Raw genomic sequence first — 24,489 nt, forward strand, 5'->3', positions numbered from 1 at the left:
ACCGGTCTCATTCGACAGGAACCCCATGAGCGACACTTCCTCCCCATTCGGCTTCGAGCTCGTGCGGCGTGGTTACGACCGCGGTCAGGTGGACGACCGCATTACCAAACTCGTCGCCGACCGTGACAGTGCACTGGCCCGCATCACCGCTCTCGAAAAGCGCATCGAGGAACTCCACCTTGAGACGCAGAACGCCCAGGCCCAGGTCAGCGACGCCGAGCCGTCGTACGCCGGTCTCGGCGCCCGCGTCGAGAAGATCCTCCGCCTCGCCGAGGAGGAGGCGAAGGACCTGCGCGAGGAGGCCCGTCGCGCGGCGGAACAGCACCGTGAGCTCGCCGAGTCGGCGGCCCAGCAGGTACGCAACGACGCCGAGGCGTTCGCCGTCGAGCGCAAGGCGAAGGCCGAGGACGAGGGCGTCCGTATCGTCGACAAGGCGAAGGGCGACGCGTCGACGCTGCGTTCGGACGCGCAGAAGGACGCGCAGTCCAAGCGCGAGGAGGCCGACGCGCTCTTCGAGGAGACCCGTGCCAAGGCCGCCCAGGCCGCCACGGACTTCGAGACGAACCTCGCCAAGCGGCGTGAGCAGTCGGAGCGCGACCTGGCATCCCGTCAGGCGAAGGCCGAGAAGCGCCTGGCGGAGATCGAGCACCGCGCCGAGCAGCTTCGTCTGGAGGCCGAGAAGCTGCGTACGGACGCGGAGCGCAGGGCCCGTCAGACGGTCGAGACGGCGCAGCGTCAGTCCGAGGACATCGTGGCGGACGCGAACGCCAAGGCCGACCGGATCCGCAGCGAATCGGAGCGCGAGCTGGCGGCGCTCACCAACCGCCGCGACTCGATCAACGCCCAGCTCACCAACGTCCGCGAGATGCTGGCGACGCTGACGGGTGCCGCGGTGGCCGCCGCCGGCTCCCCGGCGGACGACGAGCCGATCTCCCGTGGGGTCCCGGCGCAGCAGTCGCGCTGATCCACCACGGCCCCGGCCGATCGATCGGGTAACGATCGCGCAGCCCCCTGTCACTCCGGTGGCGGGGGGCTTTGCGCGCGTTTAGGTTGGCCGCATGATCGAGGTAGAGGGGCTCACCAAACGCTTCGGCCGCAAGGTGGCCGTCGATCACCTCTCCTTCCAGGTGCGGCCCGGCCTGGTGACCGGCTTCCTCGGCCCCAACGGGGCGGGCAAGTCGACCACGATGCGGATGATGCTCGGTCTGGACCATCCGACGGGCGGCTCGGTCCGGATCGACGGACGGCACTACCGGGACCTCGCGGAACCCCTCAAGCACATCGGGGCGCTGCTGGAGGCCAAGTCGGTGCACGGGGGCCGTACCGCGTACAACAACCTCCTCTGTCTGGCGCAGAGCAACCGGATCCCGGAGTCCCGGGTCGACGACGTCCTCGACGTGGTCGGACTGACGGCGGTGGCGCGGAAGAAGTCGAAGGGATTCTCCCTCGGGATGGGGCAGCGGCTCGGTATCGCGGCGGCGCTGCTCGGTGATCCGGAGATCTTGATGTTCGACGAACCGGTGAATGGTCTGGACCCCGAGGGAATCCACTGGATCCGCAATCTGATGAAGGCACTCGCACACGAAGGCCGCACGATCTTCGTATCCAGTCATCTCATGAGTGAAATGGCCCTGACCGCCGATCACTTGATCGTGATCGGGCAGGGCAGACTGCTCGCGAACACCTCGATGGCCGACTTCATCCACACGAATTCCCGGAGTTACGCGCGGCTGCGTTCGCCGCAGCGCGAGCAGTTGAAGGACGCGCTGCACGAGGGGGGTTTCACGGCGGCCGACGCGGCCGGCGGAGTCCTGGAGGTCGACGGCGCGACCACGGAGGAGCTGGGTGAGCTGGCCGCGCGCCACGGGATCGTGCTGCACGAGCTGAGCGCCCAGCGCGCCTCCCTCGAAGAAGCGTTCATGCAGATGACGGCGGAGTCGGTCGAGTACCACTCCCGCGGGTCCGGCGAGGGCGAGGGGGTCTGACCATGGCATCGGTTCCGGCGGTTCTCCGCTCCGAGTGGACCAAGATCCGTACGGTCTCCTCCACGACCTGGACGCTGGTCAGCGCGCTGGTGGTGACGGTGGCCCTGGGCGGGGCGCTCTCGGCGGTGGTGAACTCCCAGTTCGGCACCCTCTCGGAGATGGAACGGGCGACCTTCGACCCGACGTACACCAGCTTCTCGGGGATGGTCCTCGGGCAGCTCGCGATGGTGGTCTTCGGGGTGCTGGTGGTCGGCTCCGAGTACAGCTCGGGCATGATCCGCGCCTCGCTGGCGGCCGTACCGCGGCGCGCCACGTTCCTCTTCGGCAAGATCCTGGTGGCCGGGGTGCTGGCGCTGGTGGTCGGGGTGATCACCGGCTTTCTGGCGTTCTTCCTCGGGCAGGCGCTGCTCGGGGACCACGGCACGGCCATCGGTGAGCCGAACGTGCTGCGGGCGGTGATCGGCAGCGGTCTCTACATGACGCTGATCGCGCTGTTCTCGATGGGCGTCACCGCGATGCTGCGCAGTTCGATCCTCTCGCTCGGCATCCTGATGCCGTTCTTCTTCCTCGTCTCGCAGATCCTGGCGGCCGTCCCGGGCGCCAAGGAGGTCGCCCGGTACTTTCCCGACCAGGCGGGACGCCAGATCACCCAGGTGGTGTCCGGCGCCCTGAACTCGACCCCGGCGCCGTACGGCCCGTGGGAGGGGCTGGGGATCATGGCGCTGTGGGTGGTGGCGGCGCTGGCGGGCGGATACGCCGTACTGAAGAAGCGCGACGCGTAGCCGCGGACTCCGGCGCGTGTGGCTCCGTACTCCGGCGCGCGAGGCTCCGTACTCCGGCGCGCGAGGGGGCGGACACTCCGGCACGTGAGGCGGGCGGACCGGGCGCGCGAGGGGGACGGACCGGCACCGTGCGCCCGACTCTCCGCCGGAACGACTTGGCCGGAACCGTCAACGCGTGGATATCCTCCTAACTCAGACGGGGGCCTTCGGTCCGGACCGGCCACTGCCCCGACGACCTGATCTGTCGATGGGGCTGGAGAATGATCGAGGCAGTCGGCCTGACGAAGCGCTACGGCGCCAAGACGGCCGTGTACAACCTTTCCTTCCAGGTGAGGCCCGGCCATGTCACCGGGTTCCTGGGCCCCAACGGCTCCGGCAAGTCCACGACGATGCGGATGATCCTCGGTCTCGACCGGCCCACCAGCGGTCATGTCACGGTCGGCGGCCATCCCTTCCGGCAGCTCCCGAACGCCCCGCGCCAGGTCGGCGCGCTCCTCGACGCCAAGGCCGTGCACGGCGGGCGCAGCGCGCGCAACCACCTCCTCTCGCTCGCCCAGCTCTCCGGCATCCCGGCCGCCCGGGTGGACGAGGTCCTCGGTGTCGTCGGCCTCCAGGGGGTCGCCAAGCAGCGTTCCAAGGGTTTCTCGCTCGGTATGGGGCAGCGGCTGGGCATCGCGGCGGCGCTCCTCGGGGACCCGCAGGTGCTGCTCTTCGACGAGCCGGTCAACGGTCTCGACCCCGAGGGCATCCTGTGGGTGCGCAATCTGATGAAGCAGCTCGCGAGCGAGGGCCGTACGGTCTTCGTCTCCTCGCACCTGATGAGCGAGATGGCGGTGACCGCCGACCACCTCATCGTGATCGGACGCGGTCAGCTCCTCTCCGACATGAGCATCAAGGACTTCATCTCGGCCAACTCGGCCGATTTCGCCAGGGTCCGTACCCCGCGGGAGGAGCCCGAGCTGCGGGAGAAGCTGACCTCGGCGCTGACCGGGGCGGGCGGCCAGGTGCTCTCCGAGCCGGACGGCGCGCTGCGGGTCACCGGCCTGCCGCTCCCCCGGATCAGCGAGCTGGCGCACGGCGCGGACGTACGGCTCTGGGAGCTGTCCCCGCACCAGGCGTCGCTGGAGGAGGCGTACATGCGGATGACGCAGTCCACCGTCGACCACCGTTCCACGGCCGACGCCCTGGCCGGCTTCACCCCGCCGCCCCAGCCGCCCGGCTACGGGCCTCCGCAGGGGTACGGGGCGGCCCCGCAGGGCTACACCCCGCCCGTGGTCCCCGAGGTGCCCCAGCAGGGCTGGTACCCCCCGCCGCCGCCCGGGGCCGACCCGTACCGGCAGGACACCCCGGCACCCGCCGCGGAGCCGACGAAGCGCGACAGCACCGAGGACGCCCGATGACGACGCCGCACCAGCAGGCCGCGCACCAGCCGCACGTCCCGCACCAGCCGGGCCGGGCCCCGCACGAGCCGGTGCCGTACGCCTCGCCGATCCCGGCCCGCCGTGCCCACCTCGGGGACGCCCTGGCCTCCGAGTGGACGAAGCTGCGCTCCGTACGGGCCACCCTCTGGTCCCTCGGCGTGATGGTCCTGCTGATCATGGGGATCGGGGTGCTCGCGGCGCTGATCGTCGCCTCCGCCCGCGATGTCAACGGGGCGGAGCCCGAGGTCACCGGCGCGTCCATGCTCGCTCTCGGCTTCTTCGGGGTGCTGCTCGGCTCGCTCTGCGTGATCACGCTCGGGGTGCTGACCATCACCTCGGAGTACGGCACGGGCATGATCCGCACCACGCTCACCGCCTGCCCCAGCCGTGGGCGGGTGCTGGCCGCCAAGTCGCTGGTCTTCTTCGCCGTGCTCTTCACGGTCTCGACCGTGACCACGATGATCGTCGCCGCGCTCCAGACCACGATCCTCGACGCGACCGCGCCCACGGCCGCCGAGTGGATCCGCGCCACGGTCGGGGTCGGCTTCTACCTGGCGATGCTCGGGCTGCTGTCGATGGCGGTCGGCGCGCTGGTCAGACACTCGGCGGGGGCGATCACCGTGATGATCGGCCTGGTGCTGCTGCCGCTCGTCCTGGCGATCTTCATGATGGCCAAGTCGCTCCGGGGTGTCCAGGAGTTCCTGCTCACCTATTCGATCCCGAGCCAGATCGTCCAGCTCTACGGGGACGCCCTCGGCTCCCAGGGGCCCCAGGCATCGACGGCGCTGTGGATCATCACCGGACTGACGGCGGTCGCGATGACGGGCGCGTACTTCTCCCTGGACCAGCGCGACGTCTGACGTCCGGCGCCCCGTCGGGCACGCGGCGCCGGGCTCAGTACCGCGGCGCGTTACGGGACCGCTGCACCCGCGAGGTGCGGCGGTCCTTCGCGTTCCAGCACGCCTGGTGCCAGTGGCGCCGGTCGTCCACCCCGCCGTACTCGGGCCACGCCACCACATGGGCCACCGCGGAGGGGATCTCCTGGTCGCATCCGGGGCAGCGGTACCGCTTACCGGCGGCACTTGCCCCCGCCACGTGGCGAACTGACCAGTTCTCGCCCTGCCATGTTTCCGATCGCTGGAAGCCGCCGTACCGGTCGCCGGCATCGGCGGAGCGGTCGGTCGGGTTCTCGCCGCCTCGGGGGCGGTTGCGACGCGGGGACACGGAACACCTCACGGGGCAGACAGCACGTACCGATTCCAGCCTACGGCTCGCGCCACCGGGCAGACGCCCCTCAGAGGCGTGCGCACCCCGCCTCCGCAGAGGGTCCGCGGACCGCACTCGCCGGACAATCGCACGAGTTTCGCGTCCGGCCGTGCCTTTGGCACGTGTCAGACGTTGTTGCCGGTAGGGGGAGTCGCGTCGGCCGCGAGGAGGCAGAAGGCGATGCGTGTTGGAGCTTTTGTACTGGCCGCCCAGTTCCCGGGCCAGGGACAGGCGGAAGCGCTGCACCGGGCGGTGCGGACCACGGAGCTGGCGGAGTCGTCGGGGCTCGACGCGGTCTGGCTGGCCGAGCACCACTTCGTGCCGTACGGCGTCTGCCCGTCGGCCGTGACCCTGGCCGCGCTGCTGCTCGGCCGTACGCGACACATCCGGGTGGGTACGGCGGTCAGCGTGTTGCCGAACGTACATCCGGTGGCACTCGGCGAACAGGCCGCGCTGCTCCATCTCGTCTCCGGCGGGCGGTTCACCCTCGGGGTGGGACGGGGCGGCCCCTGGATCGACCTGGAGGTCTTCGGGACGGGGCTGAACGCCTACGAGCGCGACTTCCCGGAGTCCCTGGAGCTGCTGCTGCGCTGGCTGCGCGGGACGAGGGTGGCGGCCGCCGGCGACCGGTACGCCTTCCGTGAGGTCGCCGTCGTCCCCCGCGCCGACGAGCTGTCACACCCCGGCGGCCGGCCCGAGACGATCATGGCCTGTACCTCACCCCGGAGCGTGCGGCTGGCCGCCCGGCACGGGCTGCCGATGCTGCTGGGCATGCACTGCGGCGACGACGAGAAGGCGGAGATGGTCGCGCTGTGGCGTACGCACGCCCGCGCGGCGGGGCTGGCGCCCGCGGAGATCGAGCACGCCCCGCATGTGTCGGCCGGCGTGGCGCAGATCGCGGACAGCCGCGCCGCCGCGGCGGAGACCCTGGTCAAGGCGATGCCCGGCTGGCTGCGCCAGGGGCTCGGCGCGCATGTGACGGTCGACGGCCGGTCGCGCTCGATGCGCGACCCGGTGGCGTACACGGAACTGCTCTGCGCCCTGCACCCGGTGGGGCCGCCGAGGCTGGCGGCGGACCGGCTCGCGGCCACGGCGGAGCGTACGGGCATCACGCGCTTCGCGCTGCTCGTGGAGGGTTCCGGCGACCTGGCGGCGACGGAGGAGAACGTACAGCGCCTGGGGATGGAGGTAGTGCCCCTGCTCGCCTGAGCGACCGTACGGCCTTCAGGGACGCTGCCGCTCCGGCGCCGTGGTACCTCCCACGGCGCGGGAGCGGCAGCCGAAACCGTCAGCAGTCCCGGAGTTCAGGAGACTGGTTGAGCAACTGGGCCCTCACCGAGGTGAAGCGGGCCAGCCGCTCGTCGACCGAGGGGTCCAACGGGAACACCGCGACGCGGTGGCAGTTCTGGAACGCGAGCCGCACTCCGAAGTGACGCTGGAGCGCACCGCGAATGGCATCACTCGCGAGCGCGCGCAGCAATTGACCACGTGCCTGCTCGTCCGGCGGGGGCGTCTGGTTGTCGGCGAACTGTCCACCGTCCACCTTCAGCTGAGCCACCAGAGAACTGATCATCTCCCATGCATAGGGCAGGGAGGTCCGGACGCAGTCGACGAAAGCCGCTTCGTCGACCTCGCCTCGCTCGGCCTGATCCAACAGCGCCGGTGAGACGTCGAGCGACATGGGTTCTCCTCTCGCGACCCCGCGGGGAACGGGGCCTTACGGGCAGGGAAGGAGGCGACGACGACGCAGCGTGCACGACCGGCGACCTCACGCATCCACGTTAGGCGCGCCGAGGGGAGGGCACCAGGATTATGGGACCACAACCGGCCAATAACGAACGGGGGCTTCCAGGGCGAATCGCGCGCGACGTCGGCAGTCGAGTAGCGTTGCCGACCATGCGTCTCGTCATTGCCCGCTGCTCCGTCGACTACGCGGGCCGGCTCACCGCCCACCTGCCCTCCGCTCCCCGTCTCATCCTGGTCAAGGCCGACGGCAGTGTGTCCATCCACGCCGACGACCGGGCGTACAAACCGCTCAACTGGATGTCGCCGCCCTGCACGTTGAAGGAGGGTACGGACGAGGACACCGGCGTCTGGACGGTCATCAACAAAGCGGGCGAGAAATTGATCATCACGATGGAGGAAGTCCTCCACGACTCGTCCCATGAACTGGGCGTCGACCCCGGTCTGATCAAGGACGGCGTGGAAGCGCACCTCCAGGAACTGCTCGCCGACCGCATCGAGACGCTGGGCGAGGGGTACAGCCTCATCCGCCGCGAGTACCCGACGGCGATCGGCCCGGTGGACATCCTCTGCCGGGACGCCGACGGCGGCACGGTCGCGGTGGAGATCAAGCGGCGCGGCGAGATCGACGGCGTGGAGCAGCTCACCCGCTATCTGGAACTGCTCAACCGCGACCCGCATCTGGCGCCGGTGAAGGGTGTGTTCGCGGCGCAGGAGATCAAGCCGCAGGCCCGGGTGCTGGCGACGGACCGGGGCATCGGGTGTGTGGTGCTGGACTACAACGGGATGCGCGGCATCGAGGACGACAAGCTGCGGCTGTTCTGATGTGACGGAACGGCGGGCCGTACGAGGTACGGACGATGTACGGAAGAGGTCCGGCGGGGCGCGGTGTGCGCCCCGCCGGACCTCTTCCGTCAGGCCGTCAGTACTTTCGGGCCGTCACTGTTCCGGCCGCCGGGCCGCGTCACGCGACGACGCCCGGCTCGGCCGTCCTCGGCTCGCCGACGCTCGGGTCGGGGCCGCTCACCGAGGTCTGGGGCGTCGACGGCGGCGGCGCCGTGTCCGTGTCCGACGGCTCCCCGGAGGGCACCTCCGTGGACGGGTCGGGGGAGGTCGACGGCGTCGGGTCGGAGGGGTCCGTGGACGGGTCCGACGGCTCCTCCGAGGGGTCGGTCGGCTCCTCCTCCGAGGCGGACGGAGAGCCGCCCGGGGACGAGCTGGTGGCGTCGGACGGGGTGTCCGAGGGCGAGGACGAGTCGGAGGGCTCGGCGCTGTCCGTCGGGCCCGTGGGGCTCGGGGACTCGGGTCCGGCCGGTACGCCGCCCGGCCGGTACGTCGAGGTGTCGACCGGCTGGTCGGCGGGCCGGCCGTCGTCGCCGTTCTGGTCGTCGGGGTCCGTGGACTGTTCCGTACGGACCTTGTCCGGCGGCAGGGGGTCACCGTCCGAGGTCGCGCCCAGGGTCACAACCGTACCGAGCACGGCCGCGAGTACGGCGCCCGCGCCCGCCGCGACGAGGTTGCGCCGGGCGCCGCCCAGCGCCGGGCGGCGGGCCGGGTGGCCCGGGGACGCGGCGTGGGCCGGCCGGGGGCCGGAGCCGGGCGGGACGACGGGGGTGTCGCGCCGGGTCACCAGCGCCATGTTCGCGCCGGACCCGGAACCGGAACCGACGCCGGAACCGGGCCCCGCGCCGAGACCGGACCCGGAACCGGCGCCCAGGCCGATCCCGGTACCGGCGGCGGATCCACCGCCCGTACCGGCCCCGTGGGCGGCGGCCTGGCCGGTCCCCGGGTGCGACGGCTTCGACAGCCCCGGCAGTTCGGGCAGCCCGGCCGCCCGCGCGAGCGGCTCCTTGTACCGTACGGTCGGCGCCTCCGAGCCCAGCGGCTTCGGCCCGGCCGGCGCTGCCTCGCGGTCGGTGACCAGGGCGAGCGCCCGGCGCCCCGCGACCGTGCCGATCTTGTCGGCAAGGGCGCCGCGCATCCCGATCGACGCCTCCAGCTCGGCGCGGGCCCGGTCCAGATTGCCGACGCAGAGCGCGAGGACGCCCAACTCGTGGTGGAAGTAGGCCTCTTCCGCGACCTCCCCGGCCATTCTGGCGGCCTCGGAGCCGGCCCGCAGGGCCCGTTCCCAGGCGCCCCAGTGCAGCCCCGCGAGGAACGCGGGCGCGGCGCTGCGGGCCAGCAGGACGGCGGCGCTGGGGTGGCCCGCCTCCGTGCCCGGGACCAGCGGCGCCATCGCCGCGAGGATGGCGTCCGCCTCGGTGGCGGCGCGCTCGGGGGTGACCGAGGGGTGCCCGGACCACCAGGCGTAGTGCTGGGCGGCGGTGTGGGCGTGGGCGACGGCGTCGTCGCCGTACCCCTCCGCCTCCAGTTGCGCGGCCACTCCGGCCGCGAGCCGGTAGCGCCCGCCCACCGGGGTGAGCAGTCCGCAGCTCATCAACTCGCCGAGGGCTGCGTCCGCGTGGGTGTCGCCCACCAGCGCGGGCAGGTGCGCCTGGTGCGGGACCTCGCCGCCGAGCGCGACGGCGAAGCGCAGGGTGGCGCGTGCGGCCTCGCTCAGCCGGGCGGCGAGCGGGGCGGCGGGCGCGGCGCCCTCGCCGAGGGTGGGCAGGGGGACGTCGTAGCCGCCGGGGACGGCCGAGGAGGCGGCAGTCCCGCTCTCGGCGCCGGACGCGCCGGACGCGCCGGGTGTTCCGGAAGCGCGCTCCGGCGTGCGCTCGAAGGGGCGCACGAAGGGCTCGAACTCGTCGGACTCGTTGGAGGACTCCGCCCCCGCACGCGCCTGGTCGCGCTGGCGCAGCAGCGCACCGGCCTGGACGAAGCGCAGCGGCAGCCCCTCGGACTCGAACCAGAGGTCGCCCGCCCAGTTGGCCTCCTCGTCGGTGAGCGGCCGTTCGACGACATGCTCCAGGAGTTCCAGCGAGGAGCCGCGGCCCAGCCCCCCGAGGGTGACCTCTTCGAGGCGCGCGTCCGGCGAGGGCACGGCGGTGTCGGGGGTCGCGGCGCACAGGTAGGCGCACTCCGGGGTCGCGGCGAGGAGTTCGTCCAGCGCCTCGCCGCCCAGCTCCAGGTCGTCCAGGACGACGACCGCGCCGATGTCCCGTACCCGGCCGAGGAGTTCGGCCCGGTCGGGACGGACCAGCGGTGAGCGGTGGACGGCCGCGTACAGCTCGTACAGCAGCTCGGTGGCGGTGCGGCGGTACCCGGAGAGCCGGACGACGCCGTCGGGCGCGAGGTCCGCGCAGTCCGCGGCCACGGCCTCGACCAGGGCGGTACGCCCGGACCCCGCGGGCCCGGTGAGGCGTACGGAACGGCCGCGCCCCAGCAGCCCGGTCAGCTTCGCGCGCTCCTCGCCGCGCTCCAGCAGCGGGAGTGCGGGCGCGGCGGGCCCCGCCGGTACGGGCGGGCGCCCGGCGCGCTGGACACCCGCGCGCTCCTGCGGGGTGAGCCGGGCGGGCGCGGTGTGTTCCCGTCCGGGCGGGCGGAGTTCGATCTCGCTGCCGTCGACGGGATTGACGGTCACCAGGAGGTCACCGGAGACGAGCTGGACCGTACGGACGGGCTGCGCCGGGGTGATGGGGCCCGCGGCGCCCTTGATGTGGGCGACGGCCGGGAGTGCGGCGGGCGCCGGGGCGGGGGTCGGTACGCCGGGTGTGATCGACACACGGGGCGGGCGCGGCGGTTCGGCCTCGCCGCCCGCCCCGGCGGACCGGCCCTCGTGCACGCTCACCACGGCGGGTTCGACGGCGTCACCACCGCCGGGGCGGGTGGCGTCGCCACCGAAGGGGCGCACCCCGTGACCGCCGTCGGCGCGGATGTCACGCCCGCCGTCCCGGCTCGTGTCACGCCCGCCGTCCCGGCGCGCGTCGTGTCCGCCTTCCCGGCGTGTGTCGTCGTAGCGGCCGTCGGGACGCGCGTCGTCACCGCGTGCGTCGTCGTCGCGCCGGCCGTGCTCCTCCGGCCCCCGGCTTATCGGGTCCATGGTGAAAAGCCCCCAGATCGTGGCGTGCCGTTGCCCCGGCCTCACACGCCCATCCGCCGCTTCCGGTCCGGTGCCTGCTCCTCAGGGCCCGTCGATCCGCGGACGGGGCGGACCCTGAACCTCCGCACAGTATCTACGAACAGCCGGGGTGACACCTCGTCCGGGACATCACGGTCTCGTGAGGATTGTGCGAGGTGGCCAGGTCAGCCCTGGTCAGACCCGAGGGAGCGATTCTGCGGCGATGCCGCCCTCGATGGCGAGGATACGGTGCAGCCGGGTGGCCACCAGCAGACGCTGCATCTGCGGCGGGACACCCCTCAGCACAAGCCTCCGGCCACACCGCCCGGCACGTCGGTGGGCTCCCATGATGACGCCGAGTCCGGTGGCGTCCCAGGAGTCCAGTTCGGTCAGGTCCAGCACCAGATCGCCGGCTCCGTCGTCGACGGCCGAGTGCAGGACCGTACGGGCGTCCGCCGCGCTGCGTACGTCGAGGCGGCCCCCGACGACCAGCTCGGCGTGGTCGCCCCTGATGTGCATATGCTCTCCCCGAGAGTGCTTCCGTGCTCCGGCCTGTTCTGTTCTGTTTCTGTTCCTGGCGTCAAACAACTGACGGCCTGACGGCCTGAGAAGTTGCCGTCCGTTGGCGAACCGATATCGAATTCACCCCGTGGGGTGAGGGAAACGGCCGACGCGGGCCGGCGCCGCGTCGGGCGCCGGCCGTACCTCAGTGCTGGTAGAACCCCTGCCCGCTCTTGCGGCCGATGTCACCCGCGTCCACCATCCGGCGCATCAGCTCCGGCGGCGCGAACTTCTCGTCCTGGGTCTCGGCGTAGATGTTGCCCGCCGCGTGGAGCAGGATGTCGACACCCGTGAGGTCGGCGGTGGCGAGCGGGCCCATGGCGTGGCCGAACCCCAGCTTGCAGGCGATGTCGATGTCCTCCGCGGACGCGACGCCCGACTCGTACAACGCCACGGCCTCCATGACGAGCGCCGAGATGAGCCGGGTGGTCACGAACCCCGCCACGTCCCGGTTGACGACGACGCAGGTCTTGCCCACCGACTCGGCGAACTCCCGCGCGGTGGCGAGGGTTTCGTCGCTGGTCTTGTAGCCGCGCACCAGTTCGCACAGCCGCATCATCGGCACGGGCGAGAAGAAGTGCGTCCCGACGACGCGCTCCGGACGCCCGGTGACCGCCGCGATCTTGGTGATCGGGATGGCCGAGGTGTTGGAGGCGAGGACGGCGTCCTCCCGTACGAGCTTGTCGAGCGTACGGAAGATCTCGTGCTTGACGTCGAGCTGTTCGAAGACGGCCTCGACGACGACGTCCGCGTCGGCCACAGCGTCCAGGTCGGTCGTCGTGGTGATCCGGGCGAGCGCCGCGTCGGCGTCGGCCTCCTCCAGCCTGCCCTTGGCGACGAACTTGCCGTACGAGGCCCTGATGCCGTCCACACCCCTGGCCAGGGCCGCGTCGGTGACATCACGCAGCACGACGTCCCAGCCCGCGTGGGCCGAGACCTGCGCGATTCCGGACCCCATCAGTCCGGCCCCGATGACGGCGAGCTTCCTGGCCACAACGCACCCCACGTTTCCCGGTCGGCTTCTGTTCAGATTTAACGCGTGTTTACTTCCGCTGCCTCTGCCGGAGGTTAGCGGTCAGGGCGCGCCGTGTAACGGTGAAGAGATGCGCGTCACGTCTCACATGACGGACATCACACCGCCGCGCCCCGTCCGCGCGCCCCCACCCGCCCCTCACACCCCATCAGGCGCCGCGCGCGGCGCACTTGACCGCGCCGACCGGGGCGGCGGCTCATTAGGGTGGCCATATGGTCAATCTGACGCGCATCTACACCCGTACCGGCGACCAGGGCACGACGCATCTGGGCGATATGAGCCGTACCGCCAAGACCGATCCGCGGATCGCCGCGTACGCCGACGCCAACGAGGCCAACGCGGTCATCGGCACCGCGATCGCCCTGGGGCAACTCCCCCCGGAGATCGTGAAGGTCCTGGTCCGCGTCCAGAACGACCTCTTCGACGTGGGCGCCGATCTCTCCACGCCGGTCGTGGCGGAGCCGAAGCACCCGCCGCTGCGCGTCGAGCAGGCGTACATCGACAAGCTGGAGGCGGACTGCGACCACTTCCTGGAGGGGCTGGAGAAACTGCGCAGCTTCATCCTCCCCGGCGGCACGCCCGGCGCGGCGCTGCTGCACCAGGCGTGCACGGTCGTCCGGCGGGCCGAGCGCTCGACGTGGGCGGCGCTGGAGGAGCACGGCGAGGTGATGAACGCGCTGGCGGCGACGTATCTGAACCGCCTCTCCGACCTCCTGTTCATCCTGGCCCGCGCGGCCAACAAGGAGGTCGGGGACGTGCTCTGGGTCCCGGGCGGCGAACGCTGACGGCCGCGCCGTCCGGGGGCGGGTCAGCGCCTCGTCAGCCGCGCGGGCCGCTCCCCCTGGGTCACCGGTTCCCTCGGCGCCTTCTTCGGCCAGAGCGCGTACGTCAGGGCGATCACACCGTGGATCCCCGCGGCCCGCACGGCGGTGAGCTGCCAGGCGGTCAGGGATCCGGTGTCGTTCGCGTCCCCCACGTACCCGATCGCGAGCTGGAGCAGCCCGATCGCGACCGCGGCGCCGAGGAGCGTACGCAGCCACAGCCTGCCCTCGTGGCGGGCGCGCGCCGCGCCGTACCGTGGCGGCTTCGGCGGCGGCGGGGCGTCCCCGAGGCGGTGGGCCGCGTGGCCGTCGAGCCACGCGACCGTGTGGTGGCCGTACGCGACGGTGCAGCCGATGTAGAGCGCCGCGAGGCCGTGCTTCCAGTCCGGCTCCGCGCCGTTCCTGAGGTCGGCGGCCGTGACGGCCAGCAGGACGACCTCCAGCAGCGGCTCCAGCAGCAGGACCGCCGCTCCCAGCCGCCGCATCCCCGCCAGATAGCGCAGCGCGAGCCCGGTGGCCAGCAGCACCCAGAACCCGACCTCGCAGATGATGATCAGTGTGACGATCACGCCACCTCTCCTCTCCCTCGCTCCCAGCCTCCCGGCGCGGTCCGCGCCCCGCGTCGTCGCCGGTGACGAGAGGTGACTGCATCCTTCGGTGTACGTCGATGTGTCGCGGGCTCCGCCGGTGCGGTGAGGCCGGCGCGCGACCGGCCGTGTTGGATGGAACGGTGACCGCCACCCGCCTCCGCCGCCCGCGCGGCGCCCGGCCGCACCGCCATGACGTCACGATCGCCGCGGCGGGGCTCTGCGGCGGTCTCGTCCTGTGGGGCATCGGTCTGGGCATGCGCGAGGGCCGGATGCCACTGCCCGGGGTGTGGGTGCTCGTGCCGATGGCCGTGCTGGCCGGGACGGAGCTGCTGCGCAGGACCACGCCGCGGACCGCGCTGCCGGTGGCCACGGCCGCCCTGATCGCGGACCAGTTCACGACGGGCAGTGTGGCGACGGTGCTGATGTACACGGACGTGATGTACGCGGCCGTGCTGTACGGGACCCCGGCCGCCGCCCGCCGTATCCCCCGGATCACCGTGCTCGTCACCGTCGCGATGACCGTCGGGTTCTCCGCCTGGCTCCAGACGGTGGAGTCGCTGCTGATCGGGGTGGCCACCGGTCTGGTCGCCTTCGGCCCCGCCTCCACGGGCGCCCTCGTGCGCAACCACCGCGACGCCGCCGAGGCGGCCCGGCTCCGGGCACGGCAGACCGCGCTGCTGGCCGGGATCGACCGGGCCCAGGCGGTGACCGCCGAGCGCGCGCGGATGGCGCGTGAGCTGCACGACGTGGTCGCGGGCCATCTCTCGGCGATCGCGATCCACTCGACGGCGGCGCTCTCGCTCGACGACGCGGGCACGAACCGGGACGCGCTCGCCGTCGTACGGGAGAACAGCGTGGCGGGCTGGCGGAGATGCGGCGGCTGATCGGGCTGCTGCGGGAGGGCGACGGGGAGCGGGAGCCGACCACCGCGCCGACCCTGGAGGCGCTGGACACGCTGGTGGAGCAGGCCCGGAAGAACGGCGCCGCGGGCGGGCTCGGCTTCACCCTGACCGACCGGCGCGACCCCTCGGCGGAGCGCCGGGGCCCCCTGCCCGCGCCGGTGGAGCTGGCCGCGTACCGCATCGTCCAGGAGGCGCTGACCAACGCGGTCAAGCACGCGTCGCCGGGCACGGTCGCCGTCGAGCTGGGGCTCACGGACCACACCCTGGACGTACGGGTCACCAGCCCGTTCGGTGACCGGCCGGGGCCGCGCGCCCCGGGGGCCGGCGCCGGTCTGGTGGGGATGCGCGAGCGGATCGCGCTGCTGAACGGTGTGTTCGAGGCGGGCCCGGTCGCCGCCGGCGACGGAACGGGCCGGGTCTGGGTGGTACGGGCGAACCTGCCGGTCGGAGCGGCAGGGACGGCCGCCGGCATCGTGACGGCCGGAAACGCGAAGGATACGGCGAACACCGGGGACGCCGGAGGAGGGGGCGGTACACGATGACGATCCGGGTACTGGTCGCCGAGGACCAGTCGGCGGTACGGGCGGGGCTGGTGCTGATCCTGCGCAGCGCACCCGGCATCAAGGTGGTCGGGGAGGCGGCGGACGGCGAGCGGGCGGTCGCGCTGGCGCGGGAGCTGCGCCCCGATCTGGTGCTGATGGATGTGCGGATGCCGCGCCTGGACGGGGTGTCGGCGACCCGGCTGGTGGTCGCGGAGGGGCTGGCCGATGTCCTGGTGCTGACCACGTTCGACCTGGACGAGTACGTCTTCGGGGCGCTGCGCGCGGGCGCCTCCGGCTTCCTGCTGAAGAACGCGGAGGCGGGCGAACTGCTCACCGCCGTAAGGACGGTGGCGCGCGGCGAGGGCCTGATCGCCCCGACGGTGACACGCCGGCTGATCGCGGAGTTCGCGGCGCCGCGGCCGGTGCGGCCGGCCGGCGGGCCCGATCCCGCCGTCCTGGACGCGCTGACCCGCCGGGAGCGCGAGGTGCTGTCGCGGCTGGGCGAGGGGCTGTCGAACGCGGAGATCGCACAGCGGCTCGACATGGCGGAGGCCACGGTGAAGACACATGTGAGCCGGCTGCTCGGCAAGCTGGAGCTGCGCAGCCGGGTGCAAGCGGCCGTGCTCGCCCAGGAGTTGGGCGTCTGAGCGGTCCTGGCGGGACAACCCGGGCAGCGGGGCCGGCCAGGCCCCGGCTTTGGTCTGGACCTATTGACGATTGGTCCAGACCTTCCTACTCTCACCGCACACACACTGCGGTGAGCCTCGCAGCGTGAACGCAACGCCGGTACGTACTCCGGTACTCACCCGAGGAGCGCGCCATGACCACCCGACCCGCCCCCCACCCCCGCAGACACAGACCCGGATCCCGGACCGTCGCGGCCCTGACCGCCCTGCTGCTCCCCCTCGCCGCACTCGTCGGCCTCGCCACCCCCGCCCAGGCGGCCACCTCCGCCACCGCCACGTACACCAAGGTCTCCGACTGGGGTACGGGCTTCGAGGGCAAGTGGACGGTGAAGAACACCGGCACCACCGCCCTCGCCTCCTGGACGGTGGAGTGGGACTTCCCCTCCGGCACCGCCGTCACCTCCGGCTGGGACGCGGACATCACCGGCTCCGGCACCCACTGGACCGCGAAGAACAAGTCCTGGAACGGCACGCTCGCCGCCGGTGCCTCGATCAGCTTCGGCTTCAACGGCAGCGGCGCCGGCGCGCCCTCCGGCTGCAAGCTCAACGGCGCCTCCTGCGACGGCGGTCCGAGCGTCCCGGGCGACAACCCGCCCTCCGCGCCCGGCACCCCCACCGCGAGCGACATCACCAACACGTCGGTCAAGCTGAGCTGGAGCGCGGCCACCGACGACAAGGGGATCAAGAACTACGACCTGCTGCGCGGCGGTACGAAGGTCGCCACCGTCACCGGCACGACGTACACGGACACCGGCCTGAGCGCCGGCACGGACTACTCGTACACCGTCCAGGCGCGTGACACCGCCGACCAGACGGGCCCGGCAAGCGGCGCCCGCGCGGTCCGTACGACCGGCTCCAGCGACCCGGGCCCCGGTACGGGTGACAAGGTCAAGCTCGGCTACTTCACCGAGTGGGGCGTCTACGGCCGGAACTACCACGTCAAGAACCTGGTGACCTCCGGGTCCGCGGCGAAGATCACCCACATCAACTACTCGTTCGGCAATGTGACCGGCGGCAAGTGCACCATGGGCGACAGCTACGCCGCGATCGAGCGCGCGTACACCGCCGACCAGTCCGTCGACGGCGTCGCCGACACCTGGGACCAGCCGCTGCGCGGCAACTTCAACCAACTGCGCAAGCTCAAGGCGAAGAACCCGAACATCAAGGTGCTCTGGTCCTTCGGCGGCTGGACCTGGTCCGGCGGCTTCGGCCAGGCCATGCAGAACCCGACCGCCTTCGCGCAGTCCTGTTACGACCTGGTGGAGGACCCGCGCTGGGCCGATGTCTTCGACGGCATCGACCTGGACTGGGAGTACCCGAACGCGTGCGGCCTGTCCTGCGACACCAGCGGCCCGGCCGTCTTCAAGAACATGATGCAGGCGATGCGCGCCAAGTTCGGCGCGAACAACCTGGTCACGGCGGCCGTCACGGCGGACGCCTCGGCCGGCGGAAAGATCGACAGCGTGGACTACGCGGGCGCCGCGCAGTACATGAACTGGTTCAACGTCATGACGTACGACTTCTTCGGCGCCTTCTCCGCCCAGGGCCCGACGGCCCCGCACTCCCCGCTCACCTCGTACCCGGGCATCCCGAAGGCGGGCTTCAACTCCGCCGAGGCGATCGCCAAGTTCAAGGCGCAGGGCGTACCGGCCAAGAAGCTGCTCCTCGGCATCGGCTTCTACGGACGCGGCTGGACCGGCGTCACCCAGTCCGCGCCCGGCGGTACGGCGACCGGGGCCGCGCCCGGCACGTACGAGGCGGGCATCGAGGACTACAAGGTCCTGAAGAACACCTGCCCGGCCACGGGCACGGTCGGCGGTACGGCGTACGCGCACTGCGGCACCAACTGGTGGAGCTACGACACCCCGGCGACCATCGCGTCCAAGATGACCTGGGCCAACCAGCAGAGCCTGGGCGGCGCGTTCTTCTGGGACTTCACCGGTGACACCGCCAACGGCGAGCTGGTGACGGCGATCAACAGCGGACTCGGCTAACCGCCCGGCCGCGGGCCGACACGGCAGGCGGTACGGCAGGTCGTACGGGAGGGGCGGCACCGCTGACGCGGTGCCGCCCCTCTCCTGTGCGCCGATGGAGGCGGTGTGCGGCGTGTGCTCAGGCGACGTTCACACGCTGTCCCGGAGGCGCCGCCTCCAGCCAGGCCAGAAAGCCCGTGAGCGCGTCGTCGCTCATCGCCAGCTCCACCTTGACCCCGTGGTGGGTACAGCCCAGGATCACCGCGTCGGAGAGGAGCGCCAGCTCCTCCTCGCCCTCGGGCGCGCGGCGGGCCAGTACCTCGATGGCGGAGCGCTCCAGCGTACGGCGGGGGCGGGGCGCGTACGAGAAGACCCGGAACCAGTTGATCCGGTCGCTGTTGTAGCGGGCGACCCCGTACACCCAGCCCTTGCCGGAGAGATCCGGCTCCTCCGGGACGTTCCACCGCAGACTGCAGTCGAACGTACCGCCGGAGCGCTGGATCAGCCGCCGGCGCAGGCCGAAGACGAAGAGCCCCGCCGCAACCAGTACGACGACCAGTCCGCAGACAAGCAGAGCGAGGACCATCAACACCGACCTCCCTCATCCAGTCACCGGAACAGGAACCGCATCCGCATCGCCTCAGCCGCGACCCGGTCCGGAAGGGTCCGGAGCGAGCCGCGGCTGAGGGTGAATCCGTTGCGACGCCGCGCTAACGCGCCGCCACCGCGCCCAGTCGGACGGAGGCGCGACGCTCGGCGGCGTCGTCCTCACCCGACTTGGCACGCTCCAGCGCACGCTCGGCGCGCTGGGTGTCGATCTCGTCCGCAAGCTCGGCGATCTCCGCGAGCAGCGACAGCTTGTTGTCGGCGAACGACAGGAAACCGCCGTGGACAGCCGCCACGACCGTTCCGCCGTCACTCGTACGAATGGTCACCGGGCCCGACTCCAGCACACCGAGCAGCGGCTGGTGACCGGGCATGACGCCGATGTCGCCGGAGGTGGTACGCGCGACGACCAGCGTGGCCTCGCCGGACCAGACACTGCGGTCCGCGGCGACCAGCTCGACATGCAGCTCAGCAGCCATGGGTGGCTCCTCGGGTCACCACCCGGCCGTTTCGCCGGGTGTTGGCTTCAATTCTATGGGGTGTCGATGACAGCGTCGGAGGGGGGCGGGACAAACCCGCCCCCCTCCCCGAACCGGAGGCTCAGGAGACGCCGAGTTCCTTGGCCTTGGCCTTCAGGTCGTCCAGGCCACCGCACATGAAGAACGCCTGCTCGGGGAAGTGGTCGTACTCCCCTTCGCAGATCGCGTTGAACGCGGCGATCGACTCGTCGAGCGGTACGTCCGAACCGTCCAGGCCGGTGAACTGCTTGGCGGCGTGGGTGTTCTGCGACAGGAAGCGCTCGACGCGACGGGCGCGCTGGACGACGAGCTTGTCCTCTTCGCTCAGCTCGTCGATACCGAGGATCGCGATGATGTCCTGGAGGTCCTTGTTCTTCTGCAGGATCCCCTTGACGCGGCTGGCCGCGTCGTAGTGGTCCTGCGAGATGTACCGCGGGTCCAGGATGCGGGACGTCGAGTCCAGCGGGTCCACCGCCGGGTAGATGCCCTTCTCCGAGATCGGACGCGACAGCACGGTCGTCGCGTCGAGGTGCGCGAAGGTCGTGGCCGGGGCCGGGTCGGTCAGGTCGTCCGCGGGCACGTAGATCGCCTGCATCGAGGTGATCGAGTGACCACGGGTCGACGTGATGCGCTCCTGGAGCACACCCATCTCGTCCGCCAGGGTCGGCTGGTACCCCACCGCGGACGGCATACGGCCGAGCAGCGTGGAGACCTCGGAACCGGCCTGGGTGAAGCGGAAGATGTTGTCGATGAAGAGCAGCACGTCCTGCTTCTGCACATCGCGGAAGTACTCCGCCATGGTCAGCGCGGAGAGCGCCACCCGCAGACGCGTGCCCGGCGGCTCGTCCATCTGGCCGAAGACCAGCGCGGTCTTGTCCAGCACGCCCGACTCGGTCATCTCGTCGATGAGGTCGTTGCCCTCACGCGTGCGCTCACCGACACCGGCGAACACCGAGACACCGTCGTGCAGCTTGGCCACACGCATGATCATTTCCTGGATGAGGACGGTCTTGCCGACGCCCGCACCACCGAACAGACCGATCTTGCCGCCCTTGACGTACGGGGTCAGCAGGTCGACGACCTTCAGGCCGGTCTCGAACATCTCGGTCTTCGACTCAAGCTGGTCGAAGGCCGGGGCCTTGCGGTGGATCGGCCAGCGCTCGGTGACCTGCGCCTCGGCGGCCGGCTCGTTCAGGATCTGACCGAGGGTGTTGAACACCTTGCCCTTGGTGATGTCGCCGACGGGCACGGTGATGCCGTTGCCCGTGTCGGTCACCGGGGCCTGGCGGACCAGACCGTCGGTGGGCTGCATCGAGACCGCGCGGACCAGTCCCTCGCCCAGGTGCTGGGCGACTTCGAGGGTCAGCGTCTTGAGCTTGCCGTCCTCGGCCGGGTCGGCCACCTCGACGTGCAGCGCGTTGTAGATCTCCGGCATCGCGTCGACGGGGAACTCCACGTCGACGACCGGGCCGATGACCCGGGATACGCGGCCCGCGGCCGTGCTCCCCGGGGTGGCCGCCTCAACTGTGGTCGTCATTAATTTTCACTCCCCGCGGTCGCGTCGGCCAGGGCGCTCGCGCCACCGACGATCTCGCTGATTTCCTGGGTGATTTCGGCCTGGCGGGCCGCGTTGGCAAGCCGGGAAAGGCTCTTGATGAGATCCCCGGCGTTGTCGGTCGCCGACTTCATCGCGCGGCGGGTGGCAGCGTGCTTGGAAGCGGCGGCCTGGAGCAGCGCGTTGTAGATACGGCTCTCGACGTAGCGCGGCAGCAGGGCGTCGAGGACGTCCTCCGCCGACGGCTCGAAGTCGAACAGCGGAAGGACCTCGCCCCCCCGCTTGAGGACCTCGGCCGACTCCTCCGCGGTGCTCGGGGTGAGCGCCAGCGGCAGCAGCCGGTTCTCGATCGGGGTCTGCGTCATCATCGAGATGAACTCGGTGAAGACGATGTGGATCTCGTCCACCCCACCGTGCGTGGTGTCCTTGGTGATCGCCTCGATGAGCGGGGCGGCCACCGCCTTCGCGTCGGCGTAGGTGGGGTTGTCCGTGAAGCCCGTCCACGAGTCCTCGACCGGACGCTCACGGAAGCCGTAGTACGCGACTCCCTTGCGACCCACGATGTAGGTCACGACGTCCTTGCGCTCACTGCTGAGCCGGGTCGTCAGACGCTCGGCCGCCTTGATCGCGTTCGAGGAGTAGCCGCCGGCCAATCCGCGGTCGCTCGTGATGAGCAGGACCGCGGCCCGGGTCGGCCGCTCGACCTCGGTCGTCAGGGGGTGCTTGGTCGTGGAGCCGGTCGCCACCGCGGTCACCGCGCGGGTGAGCTCGGTCGCGTACGGCGTCGAGGCCGCCACCTGGCGCTGCGCCTTGACGATGCGCGAGGCGGCGATCATCTCCATCGCCTTGGTGATCTTCTTGGTCGCGGTGACGGATTTGATGCGACGCTTGTAGACCCGGAGCTGGGCTCCCATGAGTCAGGTCCCTTCCGTCGTCACTTGGAGGCGTTGACGGCCGGCGCGTCGTCCCCGAGGAGCTGCCCGTCCGACGTCTCGAACTGCCGCTTGAAGGCGGCGATGGCGTCCCCGACCGACTGCAGCGTGTCGTCCGACATCTTGCCGCCCTCGGCGATGCTGGTCAGCAGCTCCTTGCGCTCGCGGCGCAGGTGCTCCAGCAGCTCGCTCTCGAAGCGGCGGATGTCCTCGACCGGTACGTCGTCCATCTTGCCGGTGGTGCCGGCCCAGACGGAGACGACCTGCTCCTCCATCGGGAACGGCGCGTACTGGGGCTGCTTCAGCAGCTCGACCATGCGCTTGCCGCGCTCCAGCGAGGCCTTGGAGGCCGCGTCCAGGTCGGAACCGAAGGACGCGAACGCCTCCAGCTCGCGGTACTGGGCGAGGTCCACACGGAGCCGTCCCGAGACCTGCTTCATGGCCTTGTGCTGGGCGGAGCCACCGACACGGGAGACCGAGATACCGACGTTCAGCGCGGGCCGCTGGCCGGCGTTGAACAGGTCGGACTCCAGGAAGCACTGGCCGTCGGTGATGGAGATGACGTTGGTCGGGATGAACGCGGAGACGTCGTTGGCCTTCGTCTCGACGATCGGCAGACCCGTCATCGAACCGGCACCCAGCTCGTCGGAGAGCTTGGCGCAGCGCTCCAGCAGACGCGAGTGCAGGTAGAAGACGTCACCCGGGTACGCCTCACGGCCCGGCGGGCGGCGCAGCAGCAGGGACACGGCGCGGTAGGCGTCGGCCTGCTTCGAGAGGTCGTCGAAGATGATGAGGACGTGCTTGCCCTCGTACATCCAGTGCTGGCCGATGGCCGAACCGGTGTACGGCGCCAGGTACTTGAAGCCGGCCGGGTCGGACGCGGGGGCGGCGACGATGGTCGTGTACTCCAGCGCGCCGGCCTCCTCCAGCGCACCGCGTACGGACGCGATGGTGGAGCCCTTCTGGCCGATGGCGACGTAGATGCAGCGGACCTGCTTGTTCGTGTCGCCCGAGCGCCAGTTGTCACGCTGGTTGATGATCGTGTCGACGGCCAGGGCGGTCTTGCCGGTCTGGCGGTCGCCGATGATGAGCTGACGCTGGCCGCGGCCGATCGGCACCATGGCGTCGACAGCCTTGTAGCCGGTCTGCATCGGCTCGTGGACCGACTTGCGGACCATGACGCCGGGGGCCTGCAGTTCGAGGGCGCGGCGGCCCTCGGTCGCGATCTCGCCGAGACCGTCGATCGGGTGGCCGAGGGGGTCGACGACGCGACCGAGGTATCCCTCGCCGACCGCCACGGAGAGGACCTCGCCGGTACGGGTGACCGACTGCCCCTCCTCGATACCGCTGAACTCACCGAGGACGATCGAACCGATCTCGCGCTCCTCAAGGTTGAGGGCGAGACCGAGGGTGCCGTCCTCGAACTTCAGCAGCTCGTTCGCCATGGCCGAGGGCAGTCCCTCGACCTTGGCGATACCGTCGCCGGCCACGCTGACCGTACCGACCTCCTCGCGCGAGGCCGCGTCCGGCTTGTACGACTGGACAAAGTTCTCCAGCGCGTCCCGGATCTCCTCCGGCCGGATCGTGAGCTCCGCCATCTGGGTTCCCTGCTCTCCTTGTTGGGCCCGAAGTTTCTTGGGGGTCTGCGTTCTTGCCCCTGGGGCGACCCCCAGGAATCTTCTGCAATTCTCTGCACGGCCCAACCGGGCCGCTGGTCCTGCTCTGTCGCTCTGTAACTCTGAAGATCTGCCGGCCTCAGCCGGCCAGCCGCCGGGTCGCCTCGTCGAGACGGTCCGCGACCGTGCCGTTGACGACCTCGTCACCGACGCGTACCGACACTCCGCCGAGGACCTCGGGGTCCACGTCGAGGTTCAGATGCATCGGGTGGCCGTACAGCTTGGCCAGGGCCGCGCCGAGGCGCTGCTTCTGTCCTTCGGTGAGCGGCACCGCCGAGGTGACGACGGCGACCATGCGGTCCCGGCGCGCCGCGGCGAGCCGGGAGAGGGTCTGGAGACCCGCTTCCAGGCTACGTCCCCGGGGCTGGGTCACAAGACGCACTACCAGGCGTTCGGTGGCCGGATTGGCCCGGCCGCCGAGCAGGCTGTGCAGCAGCGCGGTCTTGGCGGAGACCGTCGCCGCCTGGTCGGTGAGCGCGGACCGCAGCGCGGGGCTGGACTCGGTGATCCGGCCGAACCGGAACAGCTCGTCCTCCACGTCGTCCAGTCCGCCGGCCCGCTGCGCGTCGGTCAGCTCGGCGACGGAGGCGAGCTCCTCGATCGAGTCGACCAGGTCGCGCGGCTGTGACCAGCGGCTACGGACCATACCGGTGACCAGGTCGACGGTGGAACCGCCCACCTGGCCACGCAGCAGCGACCCGGCCAGCTCGGCCTTGGACTCGGCGGTCCGTGCCGGGTCGGTCAGGACCCGGCGCAGCGACACCTCGCGCTGGAGCAGCGCGGTGACCGCGGCCAGCTCGTCCGCGAGCTTCGCGGCGTCGACCGACGTGGAGTCGGTCAGCGCGTCGAGACGCTCACGCGCGGCGGACTGCGCCTCGCGGCTGGCTCCGCGCACCG

22 protein-coding genes and 1 pseudogene are annotated in these 24,489 nt (G+C 71.3%); 11 read left to right on the forward strand and 12 right to left on the reverse strand.

Annotated elements, in window-relative coordinates; genetic code table 11:
- Positions 1-25 precede the first annotated feature (25 nt).
- The 5 genes from ACIQ7D_RS11665 to ACIQ7D_RS11685 all read left to right on the forward strand — a co-directional run bounded on the left by ACIQ7D_RS11665 (position 26) and on the right by ACIQ7D_RS11685 (position 5,048).
- A complete protein-coding gene (locus tag ACIQ7D_RS11665; protein ID WP_403936318.1) occupies positions 26-964 on the forward strand; it encodes a cellulose-binding protein in 939 nt (312 codons plus the stop codon).
- A 94-nt stretch (positions 965-1,058) separates the two neighbouring features.
- Entirely contained in the window at positions 1,059-1,985 is a 927-nt protein-coding gene (locus ACIQ7D_RS11670; protein ID WP_403936320.1) for an ABC transporter ATP-binding protein, read from the forward strand.
- Between the two features lie 2 nt (positions 1,986-1,987).
- Positions 1,988-2,767 carry an ABC transporter permease subunit gene (locus ACIQ7D_RS11675; protein WP_403936322.1) on the forward strand — a complete coding sequence of 260 codons (780 nt, stop codon included), beginning with the start codon at positions 1,988-1,990 and terminating at the stop codon, positions 2,765-2,767.
- A 260-nt stretch (positions 2,768-3,027) separates the two neighbouring features.
- The gene (locus ACIQ7D_RS11680) at positions 3,028-4,167 is read left to right on the forward strand and encodes an ABC transporter ATP-binding protein (protein ID WP_403936323.1); all 1,140 of its coding nucleotides are present in this window, start codon (positions 3,028-3,030) and stop codon (positions 4,165-4,167) included.
- Positions 4,164-5,048, forward strand: coding sequence for an ABC transporter permease (locus ACIQ7D_RS11685; RefSeq protein ID WP_403936325.1), 885 nt, complete (start codon positions 4,164-4,166; stop codon positions 5,046-5,048). Before ACIQ7D_RS11680 ends, ACIQ7D_RS11685 begins: the two co-directional genes overlap by 4 nt.
- A gap of 34 nt (positions 5,049-5,082) precedes the next feature.
- Here the strand turns inward: ACIQ7D_RS11685 and ACIQ7D_RS11690 are convergent, their stop codons facing one another.
- A complete protein-coding gene (locus ACIQ7D_RS11690; protein ID WP_403936327.1) occupies positions 5,083-5,412 on the reverse strand; it encodes an ATP/GTP-binding protein in 330 nt (109 codons plus the stop codon).
- A 222-nt stretch (positions 5,413-5,634) separates the two neighbouring features.
- Between ACIQ7D_RS11690 and ACIQ7D_RS11695 the strand changes: the two genes are divergently transcribed.
- Complete coding sequence (locus ACIQ7D_RS11695) at positions 5,635-6,663, forward strand: LLM class flavin-dependent oxidoreductase (protein ID WP_403936329.1); 1,029 nt, start codon at positions 5,635-5,637, stop codon at positions 6,661-6,663.
- A 79-nt stretch (positions 6,664-6,742) separates the two neighbouring features.
- Here the strand turns inward: ACIQ7D_RS11695 and ACIQ7D_RS11700 are convergent, their stop codons facing one another.
- A complete protein-coding gene (locus ACIQ7D_RS11700; protein WP_403936331.1) occupies positions 6,743-7,135 on the reverse strand; it encodes an SCO5389 family protein in 393 nt (130 codons plus the stop codon).
- A gap of 215 nt (positions 7,136-7,350) precedes the next feature.
- Between ACIQ7D_RS11700 and nucS the strand changes: the two genes are divergently transcribed.
- Complete coding sequence (gene nucS / locus ACIQ7D_RS11705) at positions 7,351-8,022, forward strand: endonuclease NucS (protein ID WP_385003485.1); 672 nt, start codon at positions 7,351-7,353, stop codon at positions 8,020-8,022.
- A gap of 139 nt (positions 8,023-8,161) precedes the next feature.
- On the opposite strand, the gene ACIQ7D_RS11710 is transcribed toward nucS, so the two are convergent.
- The 3 genes from ACIQ7D_RS11710 to ACIQ7D_RS11720 form a co-directional block, all read right to left on the reverse strand.
- Positions 8,162-11,179, reverse strand: a complete 3,018-nt coding sequence (locus tag ACIQ7D_RS11710) for an ATP-binding protein (RefSeq protein WP_403936333.1) — start codon at positions 11,177-11,179, stop codon at positions 8,162-8,164.
- Between the two features lie 213 nt (positions 11,180-11,392).
- The gene (locus ACIQ7D_RS11715) at positions 11,393-11,716 is read right to left on the reverse strand and encodes an STAS domain-containing protein (RefSeq protein WP_066956508.1); all 324 of its coding nucleotides are present in this window, start codon (positions 11,714-11,716) and stop codon (positions 11,393-11,395) included.
- Between the two features lie 187 nt (positions 11,717-11,903).
- Entirely contained in the window at positions 11,904-12,752 is an 849-nt protein-coding gene (locus ACIQ7D_RS11720; protein ID WP_403936335.1) for a 3-hydroxyacyl-CoA dehydrogenase family protein, read from the reverse strand.
- A 251-nt stretch (positions 12,753-13,003) separates the two neighbouring features.
- Here ACIQ7D_RS11720 and ACIQ7D_RS11725 point away from each other — a divergent pair, with 251 nt between their 5' ends.
- Positions 13,004-13,576 carry a cob(I)yrinic acid a,c-diamide adenosyltransferase gene (locus tag ACIQ7D_RS11725; protein WP_403936337.1) on the forward strand — a complete coding sequence of 191 codons (573 nt, stop codon included), beginning with the start codon at positions 13,004-13,006 and terminating at the stop codon, positions 13,574-13,576.
- A gap of 23 nt (positions 13,577-13,599) precedes the next feature.
- Here the strand turns inward: ACIQ7D_RS11725 and ACIQ7D_RS11730 are convergent, their stop codons facing one another.
- The gene (locus ACIQ7D_RS11730; RefSeq protein ID WP_403936339.1) at positions 13,600-14,181 is read right to left on the reverse strand and encodes a hypothetical protein; all 582 of its coding nucleotides are present in this window, start codon (positions 14,179-14,181) and stop codon (positions 13,600-13,602) included.
- Positions 14,182-14,279: 98 nt separating this feature from the next.
- Between ACIQ7D_RS11730 and ACIQ7D_RS11735 the strand changes: the two are divergent.
- The 3 genes and pseudogenes from ACIQ7D_RS11735 (at position 14,280) to ACIQ7D_RS11745 (ending at position 18,326) form a co-directional block, all read left to right on the forward strand.
- Positions 14,280-15,646, forward strand: a pseudogene (locus ACIQ7D_RS11735) (sensor histidine kinase).
- Entirely contained in the window at positions 15,643-16,293 is a 651-nt protein-coding gene (locus ACIQ7D_RS11740; protein ID WP_403936341.1) for a response regulator, read from the forward strand. The pseudogene ACIQ7D_RS11735 and the gene ACIQ7D_RS11740 overlap by 4 nt, the downstream one beginning before the upstream one ends.
- A gap of 173 nt (positions 16,294-16,466) precedes the next feature.
- On the forward strand, positions 16,467-18,326 hold the full coding sequence (locus ACIQ7D_RS11745) for a glycosyl hydrolase family 18 protein (protein ID WP_403936342.1): 1,860 nt from the start codon (positions 16,467-16,469) through the stop codon (positions 18,324-18,326).
- A gap of 118 nt (positions 18,327-18,444) precedes the next feature.
- On the opposite strand, the gene ACIQ7D_RS11750 is transcribed toward ACIQ7D_RS11745, so the two are convergent.
- From ACIQ7D_RS11750 to ACIQ7D_RS11775, 6 genes are all read right to left on the reverse strand, one after another.
- The gene (locus ACIQ7D_RS11750; protein WP_403936344.1) at positions 18,445-18,891 is read right to left on the reverse strand and encodes a DUF2550 domain-containing protein; all 447 of its coding nucleotides are present in this window, start codon (positions 18,889-18,891) and stop codon (positions 18,445-18,447) included.
- A 124-nt stretch (positions 18,892-19,015) separates the two neighbouring features.
- On the reverse strand, positions 19,016-19,390 hold the full coding sequence (locus ACIQ7D_RS11755; protein ID WP_403936346.1) for a F0F1 ATP synthase subunit epsilon: 375 nt from the start codon (positions 19,388-19,390) through the stop codon (positions 19,016-19,018).
- 121 nt (positions 19,391-19,511) lie between these two features.
- The gene (atpD, locus tag ACIQ7D_RS11760; protein ID WP_403936347.1) at positions 19,512-20,966 is read right to left on the reverse strand and encodes a F0F1 ATP synthase subunit beta; all 1,455 of its coding nucleotides are present in this window, start codon (positions 20,964-20,966) and stop codon (positions 19,512-19,514) included.
- Positions 20,966-21,898 (reverse strand): F0F1 ATP synthase subunit gamma, encoded by a 933-nt coding sequence (locus tag ACIQ7D_RS11765; RefSeq protein ID WP_403936349.1) that lies wholly within the window; start codon positions 21,896-21,898, stop codon positions 20,966-20,968. The genes atpD and ACIQ7D_RS11765 overlap by 1 nt, the downstream gene beginning before the upstream one ends.
- 20 nt (positions 21,899-21,918) lie before the next feature.
- Positions 21,919-23,514 carry a F0F1 ATP synthase subunit alpha gene (atpA, locus tag ACIQ7D_RS11770; protein ID WP_403936351.1) on the reverse strand — a complete coding sequence of 532 codons (1,596 nt, stop codon included), beginning with the start codon at positions 23,512-23,514 and terminating at the stop codon, positions 21,919-21,921.
- Positions 23,515-23,671: 157 nt separating this feature from the next.
- On the reverse strand, positions 23,672-24,487 hold the full coding sequence (locus ACIQ7D_RS11775) for a F0F1 ATP synthase subunit delta (RefSeq protein ID WP_403936962.1): 816 nt from the start codon (positions 24,485-24,487) through the stop codon (positions 23,672-23,674).
- Positions 24,488-24,489 lie beyond the last annotated feature (2 nt).

Source organism: Streptomyces sp. NPDC096310, assembly GCF_044763125.1.
GTDB lineage: Bacteria > Actinomycetota > Actinomycetes > Streptomycetales > Streptomycetaceae > Streptomyces.